The sequence below is a fragment of the Klebsiella sp. GL120222-02 genome, assembly GCF_003097195.1.
Classification (GTDB): domain Bacteria; phylum Pseudomonadota; class Gammaproteobacteria; order Enterobacterales; family Enterobacteriaceae; genus Klebsiella; species Klebsiella variicola.
On the sequence record NZ_QEQO01000009.1, the window covers coordinates 46,634 to 65,018 of the forward strand.

General features: G+C 57.8%; 18 protein-coding genes. 13 read left to right on the plus strand and 5 right to left on the minus strand.

Annotated elements, in window-relative coordinates; translation table 11 throughout:
• Nucleotides 1–8 precede the first annotated feature (8 nt).
• From mutL to hflC, 6 genes are all read left to right on the plus strand, one after another.
• A complete protein-coding gene (gene mutL / locus N438_RS22795) occupies nt 9–1,868 on the plus strand; it encodes a DNA mismatch repair endonuclease MutL (protein ID WP_022064853.1) in 1,860 nt (619 codons plus the stop codon).
• A complete protein-coding gene (miaA, locus tag N438_RS22800; RefSeq protein WP_002885652.1) occupies nt 1,861–2,811 on the plus strand; it encodes a tRNA (adenosine(37)-N6)-dimethylallyltransferase MiaA in 951 nt (316 codons plus the stop codon). The genes mutL and miaA overlap by 8 nt, the downstream gene beginning before the upstream one ends.
• Nucleotides 2,812–2,903: 92 nt before the next feature.
• The gene (gene hfq / locus N438_RS22805) at nt 2,904–3,212 is read left to right on the plus strand and encodes an RNA chaperone Hfq (protein ID WP_002885659.1); all 309 of its coding nucleotides are present in this window, start codon (nt 2,904–2,906) and stop codon (nt 3,210–3,212) included.
• Between the two features lie 75 nt (nt 3,213–3,287).
• Entirely contained in the window at nt 3,288–4,568 is a 1,281-nt protein-coding gene (gene hflX / locus N438_RS22810) for a ribosome rescue GTPase HflX (protein WP_008807194.1), read from the plus strand.
• 65 nt (nt 4,569–4,633) lie between these two features.
• The gene (gene hflK / locus N438_RS22815; RefSeq protein ID WP_012543112.1) at nt 4,634–5,896 is read left to right on the plus strand and encodes an FtsH protease activity modulator HflK; all 1,263 of its coding nucleotides are present in this window, start codon (nt 4,634–4,636) and stop codon (nt 5,894–5,896) included.
• 2 nt (nt 5,897–5,898) lie between these two features.
• Nucleotides 5,899–6,903: a protease modulator HflC gene (gene hflC / locus N438_RS22820; protein ID WP_002885662.1), complete on the plus strand. Its 1,005-nt coding sequence runs from the start codon at nt 5,899–5,901 to the stop codon at nt 6,901–6,903.
• Between the two features lie 82 nt (nt 6,904–6,985).
• Here hflC and N438_RS22825 read toward each other — a convergent pair whose 3' ends face one another.
• Nucleotides 6,986–7,276, minus strand: a complete 291-nt coding sequence (locus tag N438_RS22825; protein ID WP_008807192.1) for a hypothetical protein — start codon at nt 7,274–7,276, stop codon at nt 6,986–6,988.
• Nucleotides 7,277–7,499: 223 nt separating this feature from the next.
• Between N438_RS22825 and N438_RS22835 the strand changes: the two genes are divergently transcribed.
• The 6 genes from N438_RS22835 (at nt 7,500) to N438_RS22860 (ending at nt 14,726) form a co-directional block, all read left to right on the plus strand.
• The gene (locus N438_RS22835) at nt 7,500–7,697 is read left to right on the plus strand and encodes a DUF2065 domain-containing protein (RefSeq protein ID WP_002885664.1); all 198 of its coding nucleotides are present in this window, start codon (nt 7,500–7,502) and stop codon (nt 7,695–7,697) included.
• 102 nt (nt 7,698–7,799) lie between these two features.
• Nucleotides 7,800–9,098, plus strand: coding sequence for an adenylosuccinate synthase (locus N438_RS22840; protein ID WP_032734063.1), 1,299 nt, complete (start codon nt 7,800–7,802; stop codon nt 9,096–9,098).
• Nucleotides 9,099–9,248: 150 nt separating this feature from the next.
• A complete protein-coding gene (nsrR, locus tag N438_RS22845; protein ID WP_002885667.1) occupies nt 9,249–9,674 on the plus strand; it encodes a nitric oxide-sensing transcriptional repressor NsrR in 426 nt (141 codons plus the stop codon).
• A gap of 36 nt (nt 9,675–9,710) precedes the next feature.
• The gene (rnr, locus tag N438_RS22850; protein WP_008807189.1) at nt 9,711–12,149 is read left to right on the plus strand and encodes a ribonuclease R; all 2,439 of its coding nucleotides are present in this window, start codon (nt 9,711–9,713) and stop codon (nt 12,147–12,149) included.
• A gap of 82 nt (nt 12,150–12,231) precedes the next feature.
• Complete coding sequence (gene rlmB / locus N438_RS22855) at nt 12,232–12,963, plus strand: 23S rRNA (guanosine(2251)-2'-O)-methyltransferase RlmB (RefSeq protein ID WP_008807188.1); 732 nt, start codon at nt 12,232–12,234, stop codon at nt 12,961–12,963.
• Between the two features lie 125 nt (nt 12,964–13,088).
• A complete protein-coding gene (locus N438_RS22860) occupies nt 13,089–14,726 on the plus strand; it encodes an isovaleryl-CoA dehydrogenase (protein WP_016160152.1) in 1,638 nt (545 codons plus the stop codon).
• On the opposite strand, the gene yjfN is transcribed toward N438_RS22860, so the two are convergent.
• Nucleotides 14,717–14,992, minus strand: a complete 276-nt coding sequence (gene yjfN, locus N438_RS22865) for a DUF1471 family protease activator YjfN (RefSeq protein ID WP_008807186.1) — start codon at nt 14,990–14,992, stop codon at nt 14,717–14,719. The genes N438_RS22860 and yjfN overlap by 10 nt on opposite strands.
• Nucleotides 14,993–15,129: 137 nt before the next feature.
• On the minus strand, nt 15,130–15,438 hold the full coding sequence (gene bsmA, locus N438_RS22870) for a biofilm peroxide resistance protein BsmA (protein ID WP_008807185.1): 309 nt from the start codon (nt 15,436–15,438) through the stop codon (nt 15,130–15,132).
• A 209-nt stretch (nt 15,439–15,647) separates the two neighbouring features.
• Here bsmA and yjfP point away from each other — a divergent pair, with 209 nt between their 5' ends.
• Nucleotides 15,648–16,364: an esterase gene (yjfP, locus tag N438_RS22875; RefSeq protein WP_060876404.1), complete on the plus strand. Its 717-nt coding sequence runs from the start codon at nt 15,648–15,650 to the stop codon at nt 16,362–16,364.
• On the opposite strand, the gene ulaR is transcribed toward yjfP, so the two are convergent.
• Both ulaR and ulaG read right to left on the minus strand, forming a co-directional pair.
• Entirely contained in the window at nt 16,361–17,116 is a 756-nt protein-coding gene (gene ulaR / locus N438_RS22880) for an HTH-type transcriptional regulator UlaR (protein WP_008807183.1), read from the minus strand. The genes yjfP and ulaR overlap by 4 nt on opposite strands.
• Nucleotides 17,117–17,223: 107 nt before the next feature.
• Nucleotides 17,224–18,288 (minus strand): L-ascorbate 6-phosphate lactonase, encoded by a 1,065-nt coding sequence (gene ulaG / locus N438_RS22885; RefSeq protein ID WP_008807182.1) that lies wholly within the window; start codon nt 18,286–18,288, stop codon nt 17,224–17,226.
• Between the last annotated feature and the right edge of the window lie 97 nt (nt 18,289–18,385).

An 18,385-nucleotide genomic window follows, 5' to 3' on the forward strand; every position in this document is an offset into this window, starting at 1 on the left:
AGCAGGGGATGCCGATTCAGGTTCTGCCGCCGCAGCTCGCCAACCAGATTGCCGCCGGCGAAGTGGTGGAGCGGCCCGCGTCGGTGGTGAAAGAGCTGGTTGAGAACAGTCTTGATGCTGGCGCTACGCGGATTGACATTGATATAGAACGCGGCGGCGCGAAGCTCATTCGCATCCGCGATAACGGCAGCGGCATCAAAAAAGACGAGCTGGCGTTGGCCCTGGCTCGTCATGCGACCAGTAAGATCGCCTCGCTTGACGATCTGGAGGCGATTATCAGCCTCGGCTTTCGCGGCGAAGCGCTGGCCAGTATCAGTTCGGTGGCGCGCTTAACGCTGACTTCGCGCACGGCGGAGCAGCAGGAAGCCTGGCAGGCTTATGCCGAAGGCCGCGATCAGGCGGTAACGGTGAAGCCGGCGGCGCACCCGGTTGGCACCACCCTGGAAGTCCTCGATCTGTTCTACAACACGCCGGCGCGGCGCAAATTTATGCGCACCGAAAAAACCGAGTTCGGCCACATTGACGAGGTGGTGCGCCGCATTGCGCTGGCGCGCTTCGACGTCACCATTAACCTCAACCATAACGGTAAGGTGATACGACAGTATCGGGCAGTGGCGCAGGATGGCCAGCGGGAGCGGCGGCTGGGAACCATTTGCGGCGCCGCTTTTCTCGAACATGCGCTGGCGATCGAGTGGCAGCATGGCGATCTGACCCTGCGCGGCTGGGTTGCCGATCCGCTCCATACCACCCCGGCGCTGGCGGAAATTCAGTACTGTTACGTCAACGGCCGGATGATGCGCGACCGGCTGATCAATCATGCTATCCGCCAGGCCTGTGAAGACAAGCTGGGCGCCGATCAGCAGCCGGCGTTTGTGCTGTATCTGGAGATCGATCCCCATCAGGTGGATGTGAACGTCCATCCGGCCAAGCATGAGGTGCGTTTCCATCAGTCTCGCCTGGTGCATGACTTTATCTACCAGGGCGTACTGAGCGTGCTGCAGCAGCAGCTTGATGCGCCGCTGGCGGAAAAAGACGACCCGCCGACGCCGCGCCAGATGCCGGAGAACCGCATCGCCGCAGGCGGCAACCAGTTTGCTCGGCCGTCGGAAGCGCGTGAACCGGCAACCCGATTCAGCATCACATCGTCGCGTGAGCCGGCTGCCTCCGGCGGCAGTTCTGGCGGCGCGAGCTGGCCGCATGCGCAGCCCGGTTACCAGAAGCAGCAGGGCGCGCTTTATCGTCAGTTGCTCGACACGCCCGCCGCTCCGCGACCCGCGCAGCCGTCCGCCGCCCCGGCGGAACTGGCTGGTCACAGTCAGAGTTTTGGCAGAGTGCTGACGATTGTCGGCGGCGATTGCGCGCTGCTGGAGCGCGAGGGCAGTCTGGCGCTGCTGTCGTTGACCGTTGCCGAGCGCTGGCTGCGCCAGGCGCAGTTGACGCCGGGTACGGAAGCGGTATGTGCCCAGCCGCTGCTGATCCCGTTGCGGTTAAAAGTCACGGAAGGGGAGAAGCGGGCGCTGGCCGCTGCGCAGTCGGCGCTGGCGCAGTTGGGGATCGAGCTTCATACCGATGCCCTGCACGTGACGGTGCGCGCGGTCCCTTTACCCTTAAGACAACAAAATTTACAAATCTTGATTCCTGAACTGATAGGCTACCTGGCGCAGCAAAACGCATTCGACGTCGGCAACATCGCCCAATGGATGGCGCGTAATCTGACGAGCGAACAGGCGTCATGGAATATGGCGCAGGCGATTGCGCTGCTGGCGGACGTCGAACGTCTTTGCCCGCAGCTGGTGAAAACGCCGCCGGGTGGCCTGTTACAACCTGTAGATCTCCATTCGGCGATGAATGCCCTGAAAGATGAATGATGTAACCGAGGCGAGCCTGCCCAAGGCAATTTTTTTAATGGGCCCGACGGCCTCAGGTAAAACCGCGCTGGCGATAGCCTTACGTAAAGTTTTGCCAGTAGAGTTGATTAGTGTTGATTCCGCCCTCATTTATCGGGGAATGGATATTGGCACTGCCAAACCGGATGCCGCGGAGCTTAGCGCTGCGCCGCACCGGCTGCTGGATATTTTGGATCCCGCAGAAGCCTATTCCGCGGCTGATTTTCGCCGCGACGCGCTGGCGGCGATGGCCGATATTGTCGCCGCCGGGCGTATTCCGCTGTTAGTCGGCGGAACGATGTTGTATTTCAAAGCGTTGCTGGAAGGATTGTCGCCCTTACCGTCGGCTGACCCAGAGGTCAGAGCGCGGATTGAGCAGCAGGCCGCAGAGCAGGGGTGGAACGCGTTACATCAGCAATTACAGGAAATTGATCCCGTGGCTGCTGCGCGTATTCATCCAAATGATCCGCAAAGGCTTTCCCGGGCACTGGAAGTTTTTTTCATTTCGGGTAAAACTTTAACGGAACTGACGCAAACGTCAGGAGACGCTCTGCCATATCAGGTGCATCAGTTCGCCATCGCCCCGGCGAGCCGTGAACTGCTCCATCAACGCATAGAACAGCGTTTTCATCAGATGTTAGCTTCAGGTTTTGAAGCAGAAGTACGGGCGCTTTTTGCCCGCGGAGATTTGCATACGGACATGCCTTCCATCCGTTGTGTTGGATACCGCCAGATGTGGTCATACCTCAATGGCGAGATCCCTTATGATGAGATGGTTTATCGAGGTGTTTGCGCCACGAGACAGTTAGCCAAACGTCAGGTCACCTGGCTGCGCGGTTGGGAAGGTGTGCACTGGTTAGACAGTGAACAACCTGAACAAGCGCTCAACAAAGTATTACAGGTTGTTGGTGCGAGCCAGAACTGAACGTGTACAATTGAACGGTATCGTGCGTAATTTTTTTTAAGAATCGTAAGGTTCTGAGTACAAAACAAGCATACATATAAGGAAAAGAGAGAATGGCTAAGGGGCAATCTTTACAAGATCCGTTCCTGAACGCTTTGCGTCGGGAACGCGTTCCGGTTTCTATTTATTTGGTGAATGGTATCAAGCTGCAAGGGCAAATTGAGTCTTTCGATCAGTTCGTGATCCTGTTGAAGAACACGGTCAGCCAGATGGTCTATAAGCACGCAATTTCTACTGTTGTCCCGTCTCGCCCGGTGTCTCACCACAGCAATAATGCTGGCGGCGGTTCCAGTAACTATCACCACGGTGGTAGCGCGCAGGGCTCTTCTGCGCCGCAACAAGACAGCGACGACGCCGAATAAGGCCAGTGCTGTTTTTCCACGCCGGGGAGCCAGGTTTTCTGTGTTCCCCGCTGGTATTTTATAAGGGGTTTACGCTTGTTTGACCGTTATGACGCCGGTGAGCAGGCGGTACTGGTACACATCTATTTTTCGCAAGACAAAGATATGGAAGATCTCCAGGAGTTTGAAACTCTGGCCTCTTCCGCCGGTGTCGAAGCAATGCAGGTGATTACCGGTAGCCGTAAAGCACCGCACCCGAAGTATTTTGTTGGTGAAGGTAAGGCAGTCGAAATTGCGGAAGCCGTTAAAGCGACCGGCGCGTCGGTCGTGCTCTTCGATCATGCCCTGAGTCCGGCGCAAGAACGCAACCTGGAACGTCTGTGCGAATGCCGGGTTATCGATCGCACCGGTCTTATTTTAGATATTTTCGCCCAGCGCGCGCGCACCCATGAAGGGAAACTGCAGGTTGAGCTGGCGCAGTTGCGCCATATGGCAACCCGCCTCGTCCGCGGCTGGACCCACCTTGAAAGACAGAAAGGCGGGATTGGTTTGCGTGGCCCGGGTGAAACCCAGCTCGAAACCGACCGTCGTTTATTGCGTAACCGCATCATGCAGATCCTGTCGCGACTGGAAAAAGTTGAGAAACAGCGTGAGCAGGGGCGGCGGTCGCGCGCGAAAGCCGATATTCCAACCGTGTCGCTGGTGGGCTACACCAACGCCGGAAAATCAACGCTCTTTAACCAGATCACCGCTGCCGAGGTCTATGCCGCGAACCAGCTGTTCGCCACCCTGGACCCGACGCTGCGCCGCATTGACGTCCCTGACGTCGGCGAAACGGTACTGGCCGATACCGTCGGCTTTATTCGCCATCTGCCGCACGATCTGGTAGCCGCGTTTAAAGCGACGTTGCAGGAGACGCGTCAGGCGACGCTGCTGCTGCATGTGATTGACGCGGCGGATGTCCGTGTGCAGGAAAACATTGATGCGGTAAATACGGTTCTCGCTGAGATTGAAGCCGATGAGATCCCAGCGCTGATGGTGATGAACAAAATCGACATGCTTGACGATTTTGAACCGCGCATCGATCGCGACGATGAAAATAAACCGATTCGGGTCTGGCTTTCAGCCCAGACCGGGGTTGGCGTACCACTGCTTTTTCAGGCATTAACGGAACGTCTTTCCGGTGAAGTGGCCCAGCATACGCTGCGCTTACCGCCGAAAGAAGGGCGACTGAGAAGCCGTTTCTATCAGCTTCAGGCGATAGAAAAAGAGTGGATGGAGGATGACGGCAGCGTGAGTCTGCAGGTGCGCATGCCGATCGTTGACTGGCGGCGCCTCTGTAAGCAAGAGCCAACGCTTGTTGACTATGTGGTTTAACCTTGCAGCTTGCCTGAAGATATTGACCCCTGTGGGGATATCAAAAACAAATATGGAGCATATACATGGCGTGGAATCAGCCCGGTAATAACGGACAGGACCGCGACCCGTGGGGGAGCAGCAAACCTGGCGGCAACTCTGAGGGAAATGGCAACAAAGGTGGTCGCGAGCAGGGGCCGCCGGATCTGGATGATATCTTCCGCAAGTTAAGTAAAAAACTTGGCGGGCTCGGCGGCGGCAAGGGCGGACTGGGCGGTGGTAATAACGCGCAGACCCCTCGCGGACCGATGGGCGGGCGTATTGTCGGCATCGTTGCCGCGGCGGCAGTGATTATCTGGGCGGCCAGCGGTTTTTATACCATTAAAGAAGCCGAACGCGGCGTCGTGACCCGTTTTGGTAAGTTCAGCCATCTGGTTGAGCCAGGCCTGAACTGGAAACCGACCTTTATCGATAACGTTCAGGCGGTGAACGTGGAGTCGGTACGTGAACTGGCCGCTTCCGGCGTCATGCTGACCTCTGACGAAAACGTCGTGCGCGTTGAGATGAACGTGCAGTACCGCGTCACCGATCCGGAACGCTATCTGTTTAGCGTTACCAGCGCGGATGACAGTCTGCGTCAGGCGACTGACAGCGCGCTGCGCGGCGTGATCGGCAAATACACTATGGATCGCATTCTGACCGAAGGTCGTACTGTGATCCGTAGCGATACCCAGCGCGAGCTGGAAGAGACTATCCGCCCGTACAACATGGGGATCACCCTGCTGGACGTCAACTTCCAGACGGCACGTCCGCCGGAAGAGGTGAAGGCGGCGTTTGACGATGCCATTGCCGCGCGTGAGAACGAGCAGCAGTATATCCGTGAAGCGGAAGCTTATACCAACGAAGTACAGCCGCGGGCGAATGGCCAGGCGCAGCGTATCCTTGAAGAGGCGCGTGCCTACAAGACCCAGACCGTCCTGGAAGCCCAGGGTGAAGTGGCTCGCTTTGCTAAGCTCCTGCCGGAATACAAAGCCGCGCCGGAAATTACCCGCGAGCGTCTGTATATCGAAACCATGGAAAAAGTGCTGAGCCACACCCGTAAAGTGCTGGTCAATGACAGCAAAAACGGCAATCTGATGGTTCTGCCGCTTGACCAGATGCTGAAAGGCGCCGCCGCGCCGGCAGCAAAGAGCGATAGCAGTGACGCCAGCGATCTGCTGCGTCTGCCACCTGCATCCAGCACAGGCAGCGCCAGCACCTCATCAACCTCGAGCTCAACCGGGGGTAGCATTATGGACCAACGCCGCGCTAACGCGCAGCGTAACGACTACCAGCGTCAGGGGGAATAACGATGCGTAAATCTGTTATCGCGATCATTGTCATCGTGCTGGTAGTGCTCTACATGTCAGTCTTTGTCGTAAAGGAAGGCGAGCGCGGGATTACGCTGCGTTTCGGTAAAGTTCTGCGCGACGACGAAAACAAGCCGCTGGTGTATGCGCCGGGCCTGCACTTCAAGATCCCGTTTATCGAATCGGTGAAGATGCTGGATGCGCGTATCCAGACCATGGACAACCAGGCTGACCGTTTTGTGACCAAAGAGAAAAAAGACCTGATCGTCGACTCCTATATCAAGTGGCGCATCAGTGACTTCAGCCGTTACTACCTGGCAACCGGCGGCGGCGACGTCTCCCAGGCCGAGGTGCTGCTGAAGCGTAAATTCTCTGACCGTCTGCGTTCTGAAATTGGTCGTCTGGATGTGAAAGACATCGTCACCGACTCCCGTGGCCGCCTGACGCTGGAAGTGCGCGATGCGCTGAACTCGGGTTCTGCTGGCACGGAAGACGAGGTCAGCACCCCGGCGGCTGATGACGCTATCGCCAAAGCCGCTGAGCGGGTGGAAGCGGAAACCAACGGCAAAGTGCAGGTGATCAACCCGAACAGTATGGCGGCGCTGGGTATCGAAGTTGTCGACGTGCGTATCAAACAGATCAACCTGCCGGCAGAAGTGTCGGAAGCGATTTATAACCGTATGCGCGCGGAGCGTGAAGCGGTTGCTCGTCGCCACCGTTCACAGGGTCAGGAAGAAGCTGAGAAACTGCGCGCGACCGCAGACTACGAAGTCACCAAGACGCTGGCGGAAGCCGAGCGCCAGGGTCGTATCCTGCGTGGTGAAGGCGATGCGGAATCGGCAAAACTGTTTGCCGACGCGTTCAGCCAGGATCCAGGCTTCTACTCCTTTATCCGTAGCCTGCGTGCCTATGAGAAGAGCTTCCAGAGCAACCAGGATGTGATGGTCCTGAGCCCGGACAGTGATTTCTTCCGCTATATGCGTTCACCGGATTCGGCGCGTAAATAAGCCGCAGAGGGTGTAAGCCTGAAGTGCTAACGCGAAAAGGCGCCTGTTTCAGGCGCCTTTTTTCATACTGCGGGGGCGTGAATTAGTTGCCGAGCAGTTTGTTCAGCAGGCCACCGATCACCGGCAGGCTAGCCAGCGCACTTTCGATGGTGCCACCGATAGTCGACCCAACGCTTTCGCCCAGGGTTTTGCCCAGGTCTGGCGCCAGGTCGGCCAGATTGAGGGTGCCAATCAGCGGCAGGTTGATGCTCAGGGCATCGGTACCCATCGTCCATGCGGCGGCGCCGACCTTGCTGCCTAAGGAAGCCAGGCCATCCTGTAACCAGCCTGCGCCGCTCACATTTTCGATTTCAAACGCGGTTAATTCTCTCATGATAATCTTCCTGATTATGTAGACGTACCGGGTTGTAGTACGCGACGGCATAGTTACAATTTAAAAAATATGCAGCAATACAATTAGTTGTGAATTTTGTTTCACCTTGCCAGTTCATAATGAAGATGAAATACGGGACAATATGAAATGAGTGAATGAATTCACCATGCTGGCCGATGACGCCCGCGAGGGCGACGATAATACTTTTCAATTAGGGTTGATAATGAACTCCACCATTTGGCTGGCGCTGGCGCTGGTTTTAGTACTCGAAGGGCTCGGCCCGCTGCTCTATCCTCGCGCCTGGCGCAAAATGGTCGCCAGCCTGAGCCAGTTACCGGATAATTTATTGCGCCGCTTTGGCGGCGGACTTGTGGTTGCAGGGATTGTGATCTACTACATGTTGAGGAAATCGATTGGCTGATCAAAAAGTGGTCGGATTTGCCTTATTTTGGATGCAAAAAGTGCTGTAACTCTGAAAAAGCGATGGTAGAATCCATTTTTAAGCAAACGGTGATTTTGAAAAATGGGTAACAACGTCGTCGTACTGGGCACCCAATGGGGTGACGAAGGTAAAGGGAAGATCGTCGATCTCCTGACAGAACGGGCTAAATATGTTGTGCGCTACCAGGGTGGCCATAACGCAGGCCATACTCTCGTAATCAACGGTGAAAAAACCGTCCTCCATCTTATTCCATCAGGTATTCTCCGTGAGAATGTAACCAGCATCATCGGTAACGGTGTTGTGCTGTCTCCGGCTGCGCTGATGAAAGAGATGAAAGGTCTGGAAGACCGTGGTATCCCTGTTCGTGAGCGTCTGCTGCTGTCCGAAGCCTGCCCGCTTATCCTCGACTATCACGTGGCGCTGGACGTCGCACGTGAGAAAGCACGCGGTGCGAAAGCTATCGGTACGACCGGTCGCGGTATCGGCCCGGCTTACGAAGATAAAGTTGCTCGTCGCGGTCTGCGCGTTGGCGACCTGTTTGATAAAGCCACCTTCGCTGACAAACTGAAAGAAGTGATGGAATATCACAACTTCCAGTTGGTGAACTTCTACAAAGCAGAAGCGGTTGACTACCAGAAAGTGCTGGACGATGTCATGGCGATTGCCGACATCCTCACCGGCATGGTCGTTGATGTTTCCGATCTGCTGGATCAGGCGCGTAAGCGCGGCGACTTCGTGATGTTCGAAGGCGCGCAGGGTACCCTGCTGGATATCGACCACGGTACCTATCCGTACGTAACTTCCTCCAACACCACCGCGGGTGGCGTGGCGACCGGTTCTGGCCTGGGTCCGCGTTATGTGGATTACGTACTGGGTATCATCAAAGCTTACTCGACTCGCGTAGGCGCGGGTCCGTTCCCGACCGAGCTGTTTGATGAAACTGGCGAGTTCCTCTGCAAGCAGGGTAACGAATTCGGCGCCACCACCGGTCGTCGTCGTCGTACCGGCTGGCTGGACGCGGTTGCAGTACGCCGCGCGGTGCAGATTAACTCCCTGTCTGGCTTCTGCCTGACTAAACTGGACGTCCTCGACGGCCTGAAAGAAGTGAAAATCTGCGTCGGCTACCGTATGCCGGACGGCCGTGAAGTGACCACCACTCCGCTGGCTGCCGACAACTGGGAAGGTATCGAGCCTATCTACGAAACCATGCCGGGCTGGTCCGAAACCACCTTTGGCGTGAAAGAGCGCAGCGGTCTGCCGCAGGCAGCGCTGAACTACATCGCTCGTATTGAAGAGCTGACCGGCGTGCCGGTGGATATCATCTCTACTGGTCCAGACCGTACCGAGACCATGATTCTGCGCGACCCGTTCGACGCGTAATCACTCTCAAGGGGCGCCGTTCGGGCGCCCTTGTTTTTGCTGTTCGCCCGCCCCATTTCAAATAAATTAGCGGCCTGAGCGCTGGCTGGTTTATCATCAATAATAATGATGTCGCTCGACATACCCTGTTTTCTTTTCCCTGAGGTTTATGTGCAGTTAACGAGTTTCACCGATTACGGATTACGCGCGCTGATTTATATGGCGTCGCTGCCGGAAGGACGCATGACCAGCATCTCGGAAGTGACCGAGGTCTATGGCGTCTCCCGTAATCATATGGTTAAAATAATCAATCAGTTAAGCCGCATGGGCTACGTGACTGCCGTGCGGGGGAAGAATGGGGGCATTCGCCTCGGTAAACCAGCAGGGCAGATCCGCGTGGGCGACGTGGTGCGCGACCTTGAACCCTTATCGCTGGTCAACTGCAGCAGCGAATTTTGCCACATTACACCAGCCTGTCGTCTGAAACAGGCGCTAGCTGAAGCCGCGCAGAGTTTTCTCAAGGAGCTGGATAACTATACGCTGGCTGATTTGGTTGAGAAGAATCAACCGCTTTATAAATTATTACTGGTGGAGTGACGCCACTCTGCCGGAGATGACAACGGAGGAACCGATATGTCACAAGATCCATTCCAGGAACGCGAAGCTGAGAAGTACGCGAATCCCATCCCGAGCCGGGAATTTATCCTCGAACATTTAACCAAACGGGAAAAGCCTGCCAGCCGCGATGAGCTGGCCATCGAGTTGAATATTGAGGGCGAAGAACAAATAGAAGCGCTGCGCCGCCGCCTGCGCGCGATGGAGCGCGACGGTCAGCTGGTCTTCACACGCCGCCAGTGCTATGCGCTGCCGGAGCGTCTTGATCTCCTCAAAGGTACCGTTATTGGCCACCGTGATGGCTATGGATTCCTGCGCGTTGAAGGGCGCAAGGACGATCTGTATCTGTCGTCAGAGCAGATGAAAACCTGTATTCACGGTGACCAGGTGCTGGCCCAGCCGCTGGGTGCGGACCGTAAGGGCCGCCGCGAGGCGCGCATCGTTCGTGTGCTGGTACCGAAAACCAGCCAGATTGTTGGCCGCTACTTCACCGACGCTGGTGTCGGCTTCGTCGTCCCGGACGACAGTCGCCTGAGCTTCGATATCCTGATCCCGCCTGAAGATATTATGGGCGCGCGGATGGGCTACGTGGTGGTGGTCGAACTGACCCAGCGCCCAACCCGCCGCACCAAAGCGGTCGGGAAAATCGTCGAAGTGCTGGGCGACAACATGGGCACCGGCATGGCCGTCGATATGGCGCTGCGTACCCATGAAATTCCTTACGTCTGGCCGCCGGCGGTGGAAAAACAAGTTTCCGGCCTCAAAGAGCAGGTGCCGGAAGAGGCGAAAGCCGGACGCGTCGATCTGCGCTCTCTGCCGCTGGTCACTATTGATGGCGAAGATGCCCGCGACTTCGATGACGCGGTGTACTGCGAGAAGAAACGCGGCGGCGGCTGGCGTCTGTGGGTGGCTATCGCCGACGTGAGCTACTATGTGCGCCCTGGTACGCCGCTGGACGGCGAAGCGCGTAGCCGCGGGACGTCGGTCTACTTCCCGTCGCAGGTGGTACCGATGCTGCCGGAAGTGCTGTCGAACGGCCTGTGCTCGCTGAACCCGCAGGTCGATCGCCTGTGTATGGTGTGCGAGATGACGATTTCGTCAAAAGGCCGCCTGACCGGCTTTAAGTTCTATGAAGCGGTGATGAGTTCACATGCTCGCCTGACCTACACCAAAGTGTGGCATATGCTGCAGGGCGATCAGGAGCTGCGCGAACACTACGCGCCGCTGGTGAAGCATATTGAAGAGCTGCATAACCTCTACAAAGTGCTGGAGAGCGCCCGCGAAGAGCGCGGCGGTATCTCATTTGAAAGTGAAGAAGCTAAATTCATCTTCAATGCCGAACGCCGTATTGAGCGTATCGAACAGACTCAGCGTAACGATGCGCATAAGCTGATTGAAGAGTGTATGATCCTGGCGAACATCTCCGCCGCGCGTTTCGTTGAGAAAGCGCAGGAGCCGGCACTGTTCCGTATCCACGATAAGCCAAGCACCGAAGCGATTACCTCGTTCCGTACCGTGCTGGCTGAGCTGGGACTGGAGCTGCCGGGCGGCAACAAGCCGGAGCCGCGCGATTACGCCGAACTGTTGACCTCCATTGCCGATCGTCCGGATGCCGAAATGCTGCAAACGATGCTCCTGCGCTCCATGAAGCAGGCGGTCTACGATCCGGAAAACCGTGGCCACTTTGGCCTGGCGCTGCAGTCATACGCCCACTTCACCTCGCCGATTCGCCGCTACCCGGATCTGTCGCTACACCGCGCCATCAAGTATCTGCTGGCAAAAGAGCAGGGACATAAAGGGAATAGCACCGAGACCGGCGGCTGGCACTACAGCATGGAAGAGATGCTCCAGCTGGGCCAGCACTGTTCGATGACCGAGCGCCGCGCCGACGAAGCGACGCGTGAAGTGTCCGACTGGCTGAAGTGCGACTTCATGCAGGATCAGGTGGGCAACACCTTCTCCGGTGTCATCGCCAGCGTGACCGGCTTTGGCTTCTTTGTCCGCCTGAACGATCTGTTTATCGATGGTCTGGTGCATGTCTCCTCCCTGGATAACGACTATTACCGTTTTGACCAGGTTGGCCAGCGGCTGATCGGCGAGTCCGGCGGCCAGACTTATCGTCTGGGCGACCGCGTGGAAGTCCGCGTGGAAGCCGTCAACATGGATGAGCGTAAGATTGATTTCAGCCTGATTTCCAGCGAGCGTGCGCCGCGTAATGTTGGCAAAACCGCCCGTGAGAAAGCGAAAAAGAGCACCTCTGGCAAACCGGGTGGCCGTCGCCGCCAGGTGGGTAAACAGGTGAACTTCGAGCCGGATAGCGCGTTCCGCAAAGAAAAAGACCAGGCTAAAGCGAAGCCCAAAGGCGAGAAGAAAGCGAAAAAACCGTCGGCGAAAACACAGAAAATCGCCGCCGCGACCAAAGCCAAGCGCGCGGCAAAGAAGAAAATCGCCGAGTGATTGACGTCCCTTCACCCCAGCAGTCTGCTGGCGCAGAACGGGGTGAAGGGGACGGATAACAGAACCTAAAACGAGTACATCAATGAGTGAAATGATTTACGGCATCCATGCGGTGCAGGCACTGCTGGAACGCGCACCTGAGCGTTTTCAGGAAGTTTATATTCTGAAAGGCCGTGAGGATAAGCGCCTGCTGCCGCTGATCCATGCCCTGGAAGCGCAGGGCGTGGTGATTCAGGTGGCCAACCGCCAGTTCCTCGATGAGAAGAGCGAAGGCGCGGTGCATCAGGGGATCATTGCCCGCGTGAAGCCAGGACGTCAGTATCAGGAGAACGATCTGCCGGATCTGCTGGCGCAGCACGATCAGCCGTTCCTGCTGATCCTCGACGGCGTAACCGATCCGCACAACCTCGGCGCCTGCCTGCGTAGCGCTGATGCCGCTGGTGTGCATGCGGTGATCGTGCCAAAAGATCGTTCCGCTCAGCTGAATGCGACGGCGAAGAAAGTGGCCTGCGGCGCGGCGGAGAACGTCCCGCTGATCCGCGTGACCAACCTGGCGCGTACCATGCGTCTGCTGCAGGAAGCGAACGTCTGGATCGTCGGGACCGCTGGCGAAGCCGACCATACGCTGTTCCAGAGCAAAATGACCGGCCCGATGGCGCTGGTGATGGGCGCTGAAGGTGAAGGTATGCGTCGTCTGACCCGCGAGCACTGCGATGAGCTGATCAGCATCCCGATGGCGGGTAGCGTCTCCTCGCTGAACGTCTCGGTGGCCACCGGCATCTGCCTGTTTGAAGCGGTGCGCCAGCGCAGCTAAGCTGAACCGTCGACGAATCCAAAAAAGCCATCCTCCGGGATGGCTTTTTTGTGACCGCTTTCGCGGGCGAGAATCCCCCTGGAAAACCATACTTATGGCTATCGCCATTGATGGAGGGAGACACGATGCACTGGCAAACGCACACCGTTTTTAATCAACCGACTCCGCTGAATAACAGCAATCTTTTCCTGTCCGATACCGCCTTGCGTGAAGCGGTGGTCCGCGAAGGCGCCGGCTGGGATGGCGATCTGCTCGCCAGCATTGGCCAGCAGCTGGGGACCGCCGAATCGCTGGAGCTGGGACGCCTGGCCAACAGTAACCCACCGGAGCTGCTGCGCTATGACGCCACTGGCGCCCGGCTGGACGACGTACGCTTCCATCCCGCCTGGCACCTGCTGATGCAGGGGCTGTGCGCGAACCGGGTGCATAACCTCGCCTGGCAGGAGGATGCCCGCGAAAGCGCGTTTGTGGCGCGTGCCGCCCGCTTTCTGCTTCATGCCCAGGTGGAGGCCGGGACGTTGTGCCCGATTACCATGACCTTCGCCGCGACGCCCCTGCTGCAGCACGCCCTGCCCGCGCCCTTTCGCGACTGGCTGTCGCCGCTGCTGAGCGACCGTTACGATCCCCACCTCGCGCCTGGCGGCCAGAAGCGCGGCCTGCTGATCGGCATGGGGATGACCGAGAAGCAAGGGGGCTCCGATGTGCTGAGCAATACCACCCGCGCGGAGAAAACGGCGGAAGGGTTTTACCGGCTGGTGGGACACAAGTGGTTCTTCTCAGTGCCGCAGAGCGATGCCCACCTGGTGCTGGCCCAGGCCCCCGCGGGACTGTCGTGCTTCTTTGTGCCGCGTCTGCTGCCCGACGGGCAGCGCAACGGCGTGCGTCTTGAACGCTTAAAAGAGAAGCTTGGCAACCGCTCCAACGCCAGCAGTGAAGTGGAGTTTTATGATGCCTGCGGCTGGCTGGTGGGCGAAGAGGGCGACGGCGTGCGGCAGATCCTCAGGATGGGCGGCCTGACCCGCTTTGACTGCGCGCTGGGCAGCCATGCCCTGATGCGTCGCGCCTTCTCGGTGGCGCTGTATCACGCGCTACAGCGTCAGGCGTTTGGCAAAAACCTGGTCGATCAGCCGATGATGCGCCAGCTGCTGGGGCAAATGGCGCTGCGTCTGGAGGGGCAAACCGCGTTTCTGTTTCGCCTGGCTCGCGCCTGGGACCGTCGGGAGGATGCCCGGGAAAGCGCCTGGGCGCGCCTGTTTACGCCGGCGGCCAAATTTGCCATCTGTAAGGCCGGCATCCCGTTTGTCGCCGAGGCGATGGAAGTGCTCGGCGGCATCGGCTATTGCGAGGAGAGCGAACTCCCGCGCCTCTACCGTGAGATGCCGGTCAACAGCATCTGGGAAGGTTCCGGCAACATTATGTGTCTCGATGTCATGCGGGTGCTCAGCAAGCAGCCGGCGGCGATGGAGCTGCTGGCGGCAGAGTGCGCGGAGGTGAAAGGACAGAATCGCCATCTCGACCGCGCGTGGCGTCAACTGCAGCAGCTGCTGAGACGGCCCGCCGAAGAGCAGGGGAGAGAGATTGCCCGGCTGGTCTATCGTCTTGGCGCGGGGGCGCAGATGCTGCGCCACGCTTCGCCGCCGCTGGCTGAAGCCTGGTGTCGGATGATGCTCGACACCCGCGGCGGCATGCGTCTTGATGCGCCGACCCTCGACGACCTGCTGCTGCGGGCCATGGGGCGCGGGCGCCAGGCGCCTCAGGCGTAGAGAATGGCCTGTACGCGCCAGCTGTCCGGCTGTTGTTCTTCGTACATCTGAATAATGCGATACCAGGAGGCGCCTTGCTCGTCCGCTTTGCGGGCAATGGCGTGCTCCACATCCTGTTGGCTGCCGGAAAGATTAGTGACGGAGATCAGACCGATTTCATTCAGGCCAGTGACGCAATCCGCGCTGGCGAATTCGGCTGACTGCGCGGACGTATTGGCCGTCGCAGCGGTAAACAGCAGGCTGGGTAGGGTAAAAGATCGTTTCATCGTCAGCTCCATTTCACGTAGTCCCAAGGGCAGTCCGTTGCTAACGTCCTGCCAGGTGGCTGGCCGAACGTTATTATGCACAGGAGAACGTGAATGGACGCAAAGCTGTGTAAAGCAGATTTAAAGACGCCGCCTCGTCATCGACGATAGAGGATCGCCTGCGAATACCACTGGCCGGGTACCATGGTGTCATCGATCATGATGATGACGTAGTAATCGGCTTTGGCCGCTTCTGCTTTGGCCTTCAGCGCCGCTTCGACATCCATCGGCGAACCGTACATCAGCACACTCACCGTGGCCATTTTCTGCAGGCCAGCCGTCTGGTTACGCTGGATCTCCTGCGGATGGTCGGTGGCGGGCGGCGGGGCTTCCGGCGTTCCCTGCAGGGCACTACACCCGCTGAGGACGATAGCCAGTAACCACGGTGAAAACCTGCGCATAACCATATCTCGTTTCCTGATAGTGATAGTGTAGTGGTAGCCTTAACAGGATTGCCGGGGAATGTTCCCGAACTGTTATCTCTGACGCGATTTTCGAATGAAAATGTTGTGAAAGCGTAACCGGGTTCTCAACATTATGAATCGTAGCAAACTGGGTTGCCCGGTGAATGAATTTTCCCATGACGCCTTACCACGATAGAGAAGGGAGACGATAAATGATTGCACTAGAAATGCGCAACCTCGGCGGCGGTGAAATTTTGCATGCCTGCCCGCAGGAGAGTCTGGATAAACCCTTGCCCTGTATCGTCTTTTATCATGGCTTTACCTCCTCGAAGCTGGTCTACAGCTACTTTGCGGTGGCGTTGGCCGAGGCGGGCTTCCGGGTGATCATGCCGGATGCGCCGGAGCATGGGGCGCGTTATCAGGGCGACGAGGCCGGGCGGATGCAGCGCTTCTGGCCGATCCTGCAGCAGAATTTCAGGGAGTTTCCCGCGCTGCGCGAGGCGATTATCGCCGAGGGATGGCTGGAGGGAGAGCGGCTGGCGGTGGCTGGCGCCTCGATGGGAGGGATGACGGCGCTGGGCATCATGACGCACCATCCCGAACTGAACTGCGTCGCTTGTCTGATGGGGTCGGGCTATTTTCGTTCGCTGTCGCAAACCCTGTTTCCCTCGCCTGGCTTTGATGCTGACAGTCTCCGCGAATGGGATGTCAGCCATCAGCTGGCGTCCCTTGCCCGGCGGCCGCTGTTGCTCTGGCATGGGGACGCTGACGATGTGGTGCCGCCGGAAGAGACCTTCCGTCTCGAGCAGGCGCTCCGGCAAGGCGATCTTGCCGCCAGGCTGACCTGCGTCTGGCAAAAGGGCGTCCGCCATCGCATTACGCCAGAGGCGCTGGCTGCGACGGTCGCCTTTTTCCGCCAGCATCTTTAAACGCGGATCACGCTGACGCCCTGATCCTCGAGCTGTTTGAGGATTGCGGCATCAGCTTGTTTCCCGGTGATCACCACGTCAATTTGCCCGGCCTGGCTGAATAACATCCCGGCGCGCTCGCCGACCTTGCTGCTGTCGACCAGCACCGCCAGTTTGCCGACCACGTTGAGCATTTTCTGCTCGGCCATGGCGGTCAGCATATCGGTTTTGTAGAGCCCTTCGGCGGTGAGTCCTTTGCCGCTGGTGAACATCCAGTGTCCGGCATACAGGCTGTTTTCGCTACCGTGGGGGCTGAGCGTGATGGCGTGGCTGCGGTTGTACTGTCCACCCATGATAATCACGCTGTCGTGCTCCTGGTCGATCAGGTAATTAGCCAGCGGCAGATAGTTGGTGATGATCTGCACCGGTTTACCGCACAGTTCCCGCCCCAGCAGAAAGGCGGTGGAGCCGCAGTTAATGACGATACTTTCCCCCGGCGCGATCAGCTGCGAAGCGGCGCGTGCGATACGCACTTTTTCATCCAGGTTTTGCGCCTGATGGATATTCATCGGCGTCCAGCGGGGGCGCTGCTCACTAATGGCTTCCGCGCCATTGCGAACCTTTTTCAGTTTGCCGCTTTCATCCAGCTTGTTGATATCACGTCGGGCGGTTGCGGGTGAGATCCCGAGCCGCGACATCACCTGCTCTACGGTAACAAACCCCGTTTGGGCGAGCAGATCCAGCAGAATTTGGTGCCTTTGCGCTTCCGTCATGAGCGAATCCGATTAAAAGTGAACGGCAAAGATGATATTTGAAATCATGTGAAAATACTAACCCTGAGACGGGGTATTTCCGGCAGGCAGTGCCTGCCGGAGGCGGCTTACAGGAAGGATTTGAACGGCAGGTCCGGCTCAATGGTGAAGCAGTCATCGAAGCCGCGCGGGTAGTGATATTCGAAATTGTCTTTATCCAGCGGCCAGGTAAATTTGCCGCCGACCTGCCAGATAAACGGCTTGAAGCCGTACTTCAGACGATCCTTTTTCATCTCCCACAGGACGCGGATCTCCTGCGGATCGGCCTGAAAGTTTGACCAGATATCATGGTGGAACGGGATCACCACTTTGGCGTTGAGCGACTCCGCCATACGCAGGATATCGGCGCTGGTCATTTTGTCGGTGATGCCGCGCGGGTTCTCGCCATACGAGCCGAGGGCGACGTCAATTTGATGCTCGTTGCCGTGTTTCGCGTAGTAGTTGGAGTAGTGGGAATCGCCGCTGTGGTAGAGATTGCCGCCCGGTGTTTTAAACAGATAGTTGACTGCGCGCTGGTCCATGCCGTCCGGCAGCACGCCGGCGGCTTTTTGATCCGCCGGGAGGGTGATCAGCGCCGTGCGATCGAACGCGTCGAGCGCGTGGATCTCAATGTCTTTGATCTTCACCACATCACCGGGCTTCATGACTATACAGCGCGCTTTCGGTACGCCCCAGCCGATCCACAGGTCGACGCAGGTTTTCGGCCCAATAAAGGGCACATCGGCCGGGCAGTTCTGCATCACGGCGGCGGCGACGTTGACGTCAATATGATCGTTATGATCATGGGTCGCCAGTACGGCGTCAATCTGGCGAATGGCGAATGGATCGAGCACGAACGGGGTGGTGCGCAGGTTTGGCTGCAGTTTCTTCACCCCCGCCATCCGCTGCATTTGATGGCCGGTTTTCATCAGCGGATTGCCGTGGCTCTGTTTACCGGTGCCGCACCAGAAATCGACGCAGACGTTAGCCCCACCCTCGGATTTTAACCAGATGCCGGTACAGCCCAGCCACCACATGGCGAAGGTGCCTGGCGCAACCTGCTCTTGTTCAATCTCTTCATTCAGCCAGCTACCCCATTCCGGAAAGGTGTTCAGGATCCATGATTCTCGGGTGATGGTTTGGACTTTACTCATCGCGGTCTTCCTCATGCATTTTCAAAAGTAATCAGTGTTTGATTGGTTTTGATTTATGTTGTCACTGTGTTTTCAAGATTGCAATCTTGTTTTCCTG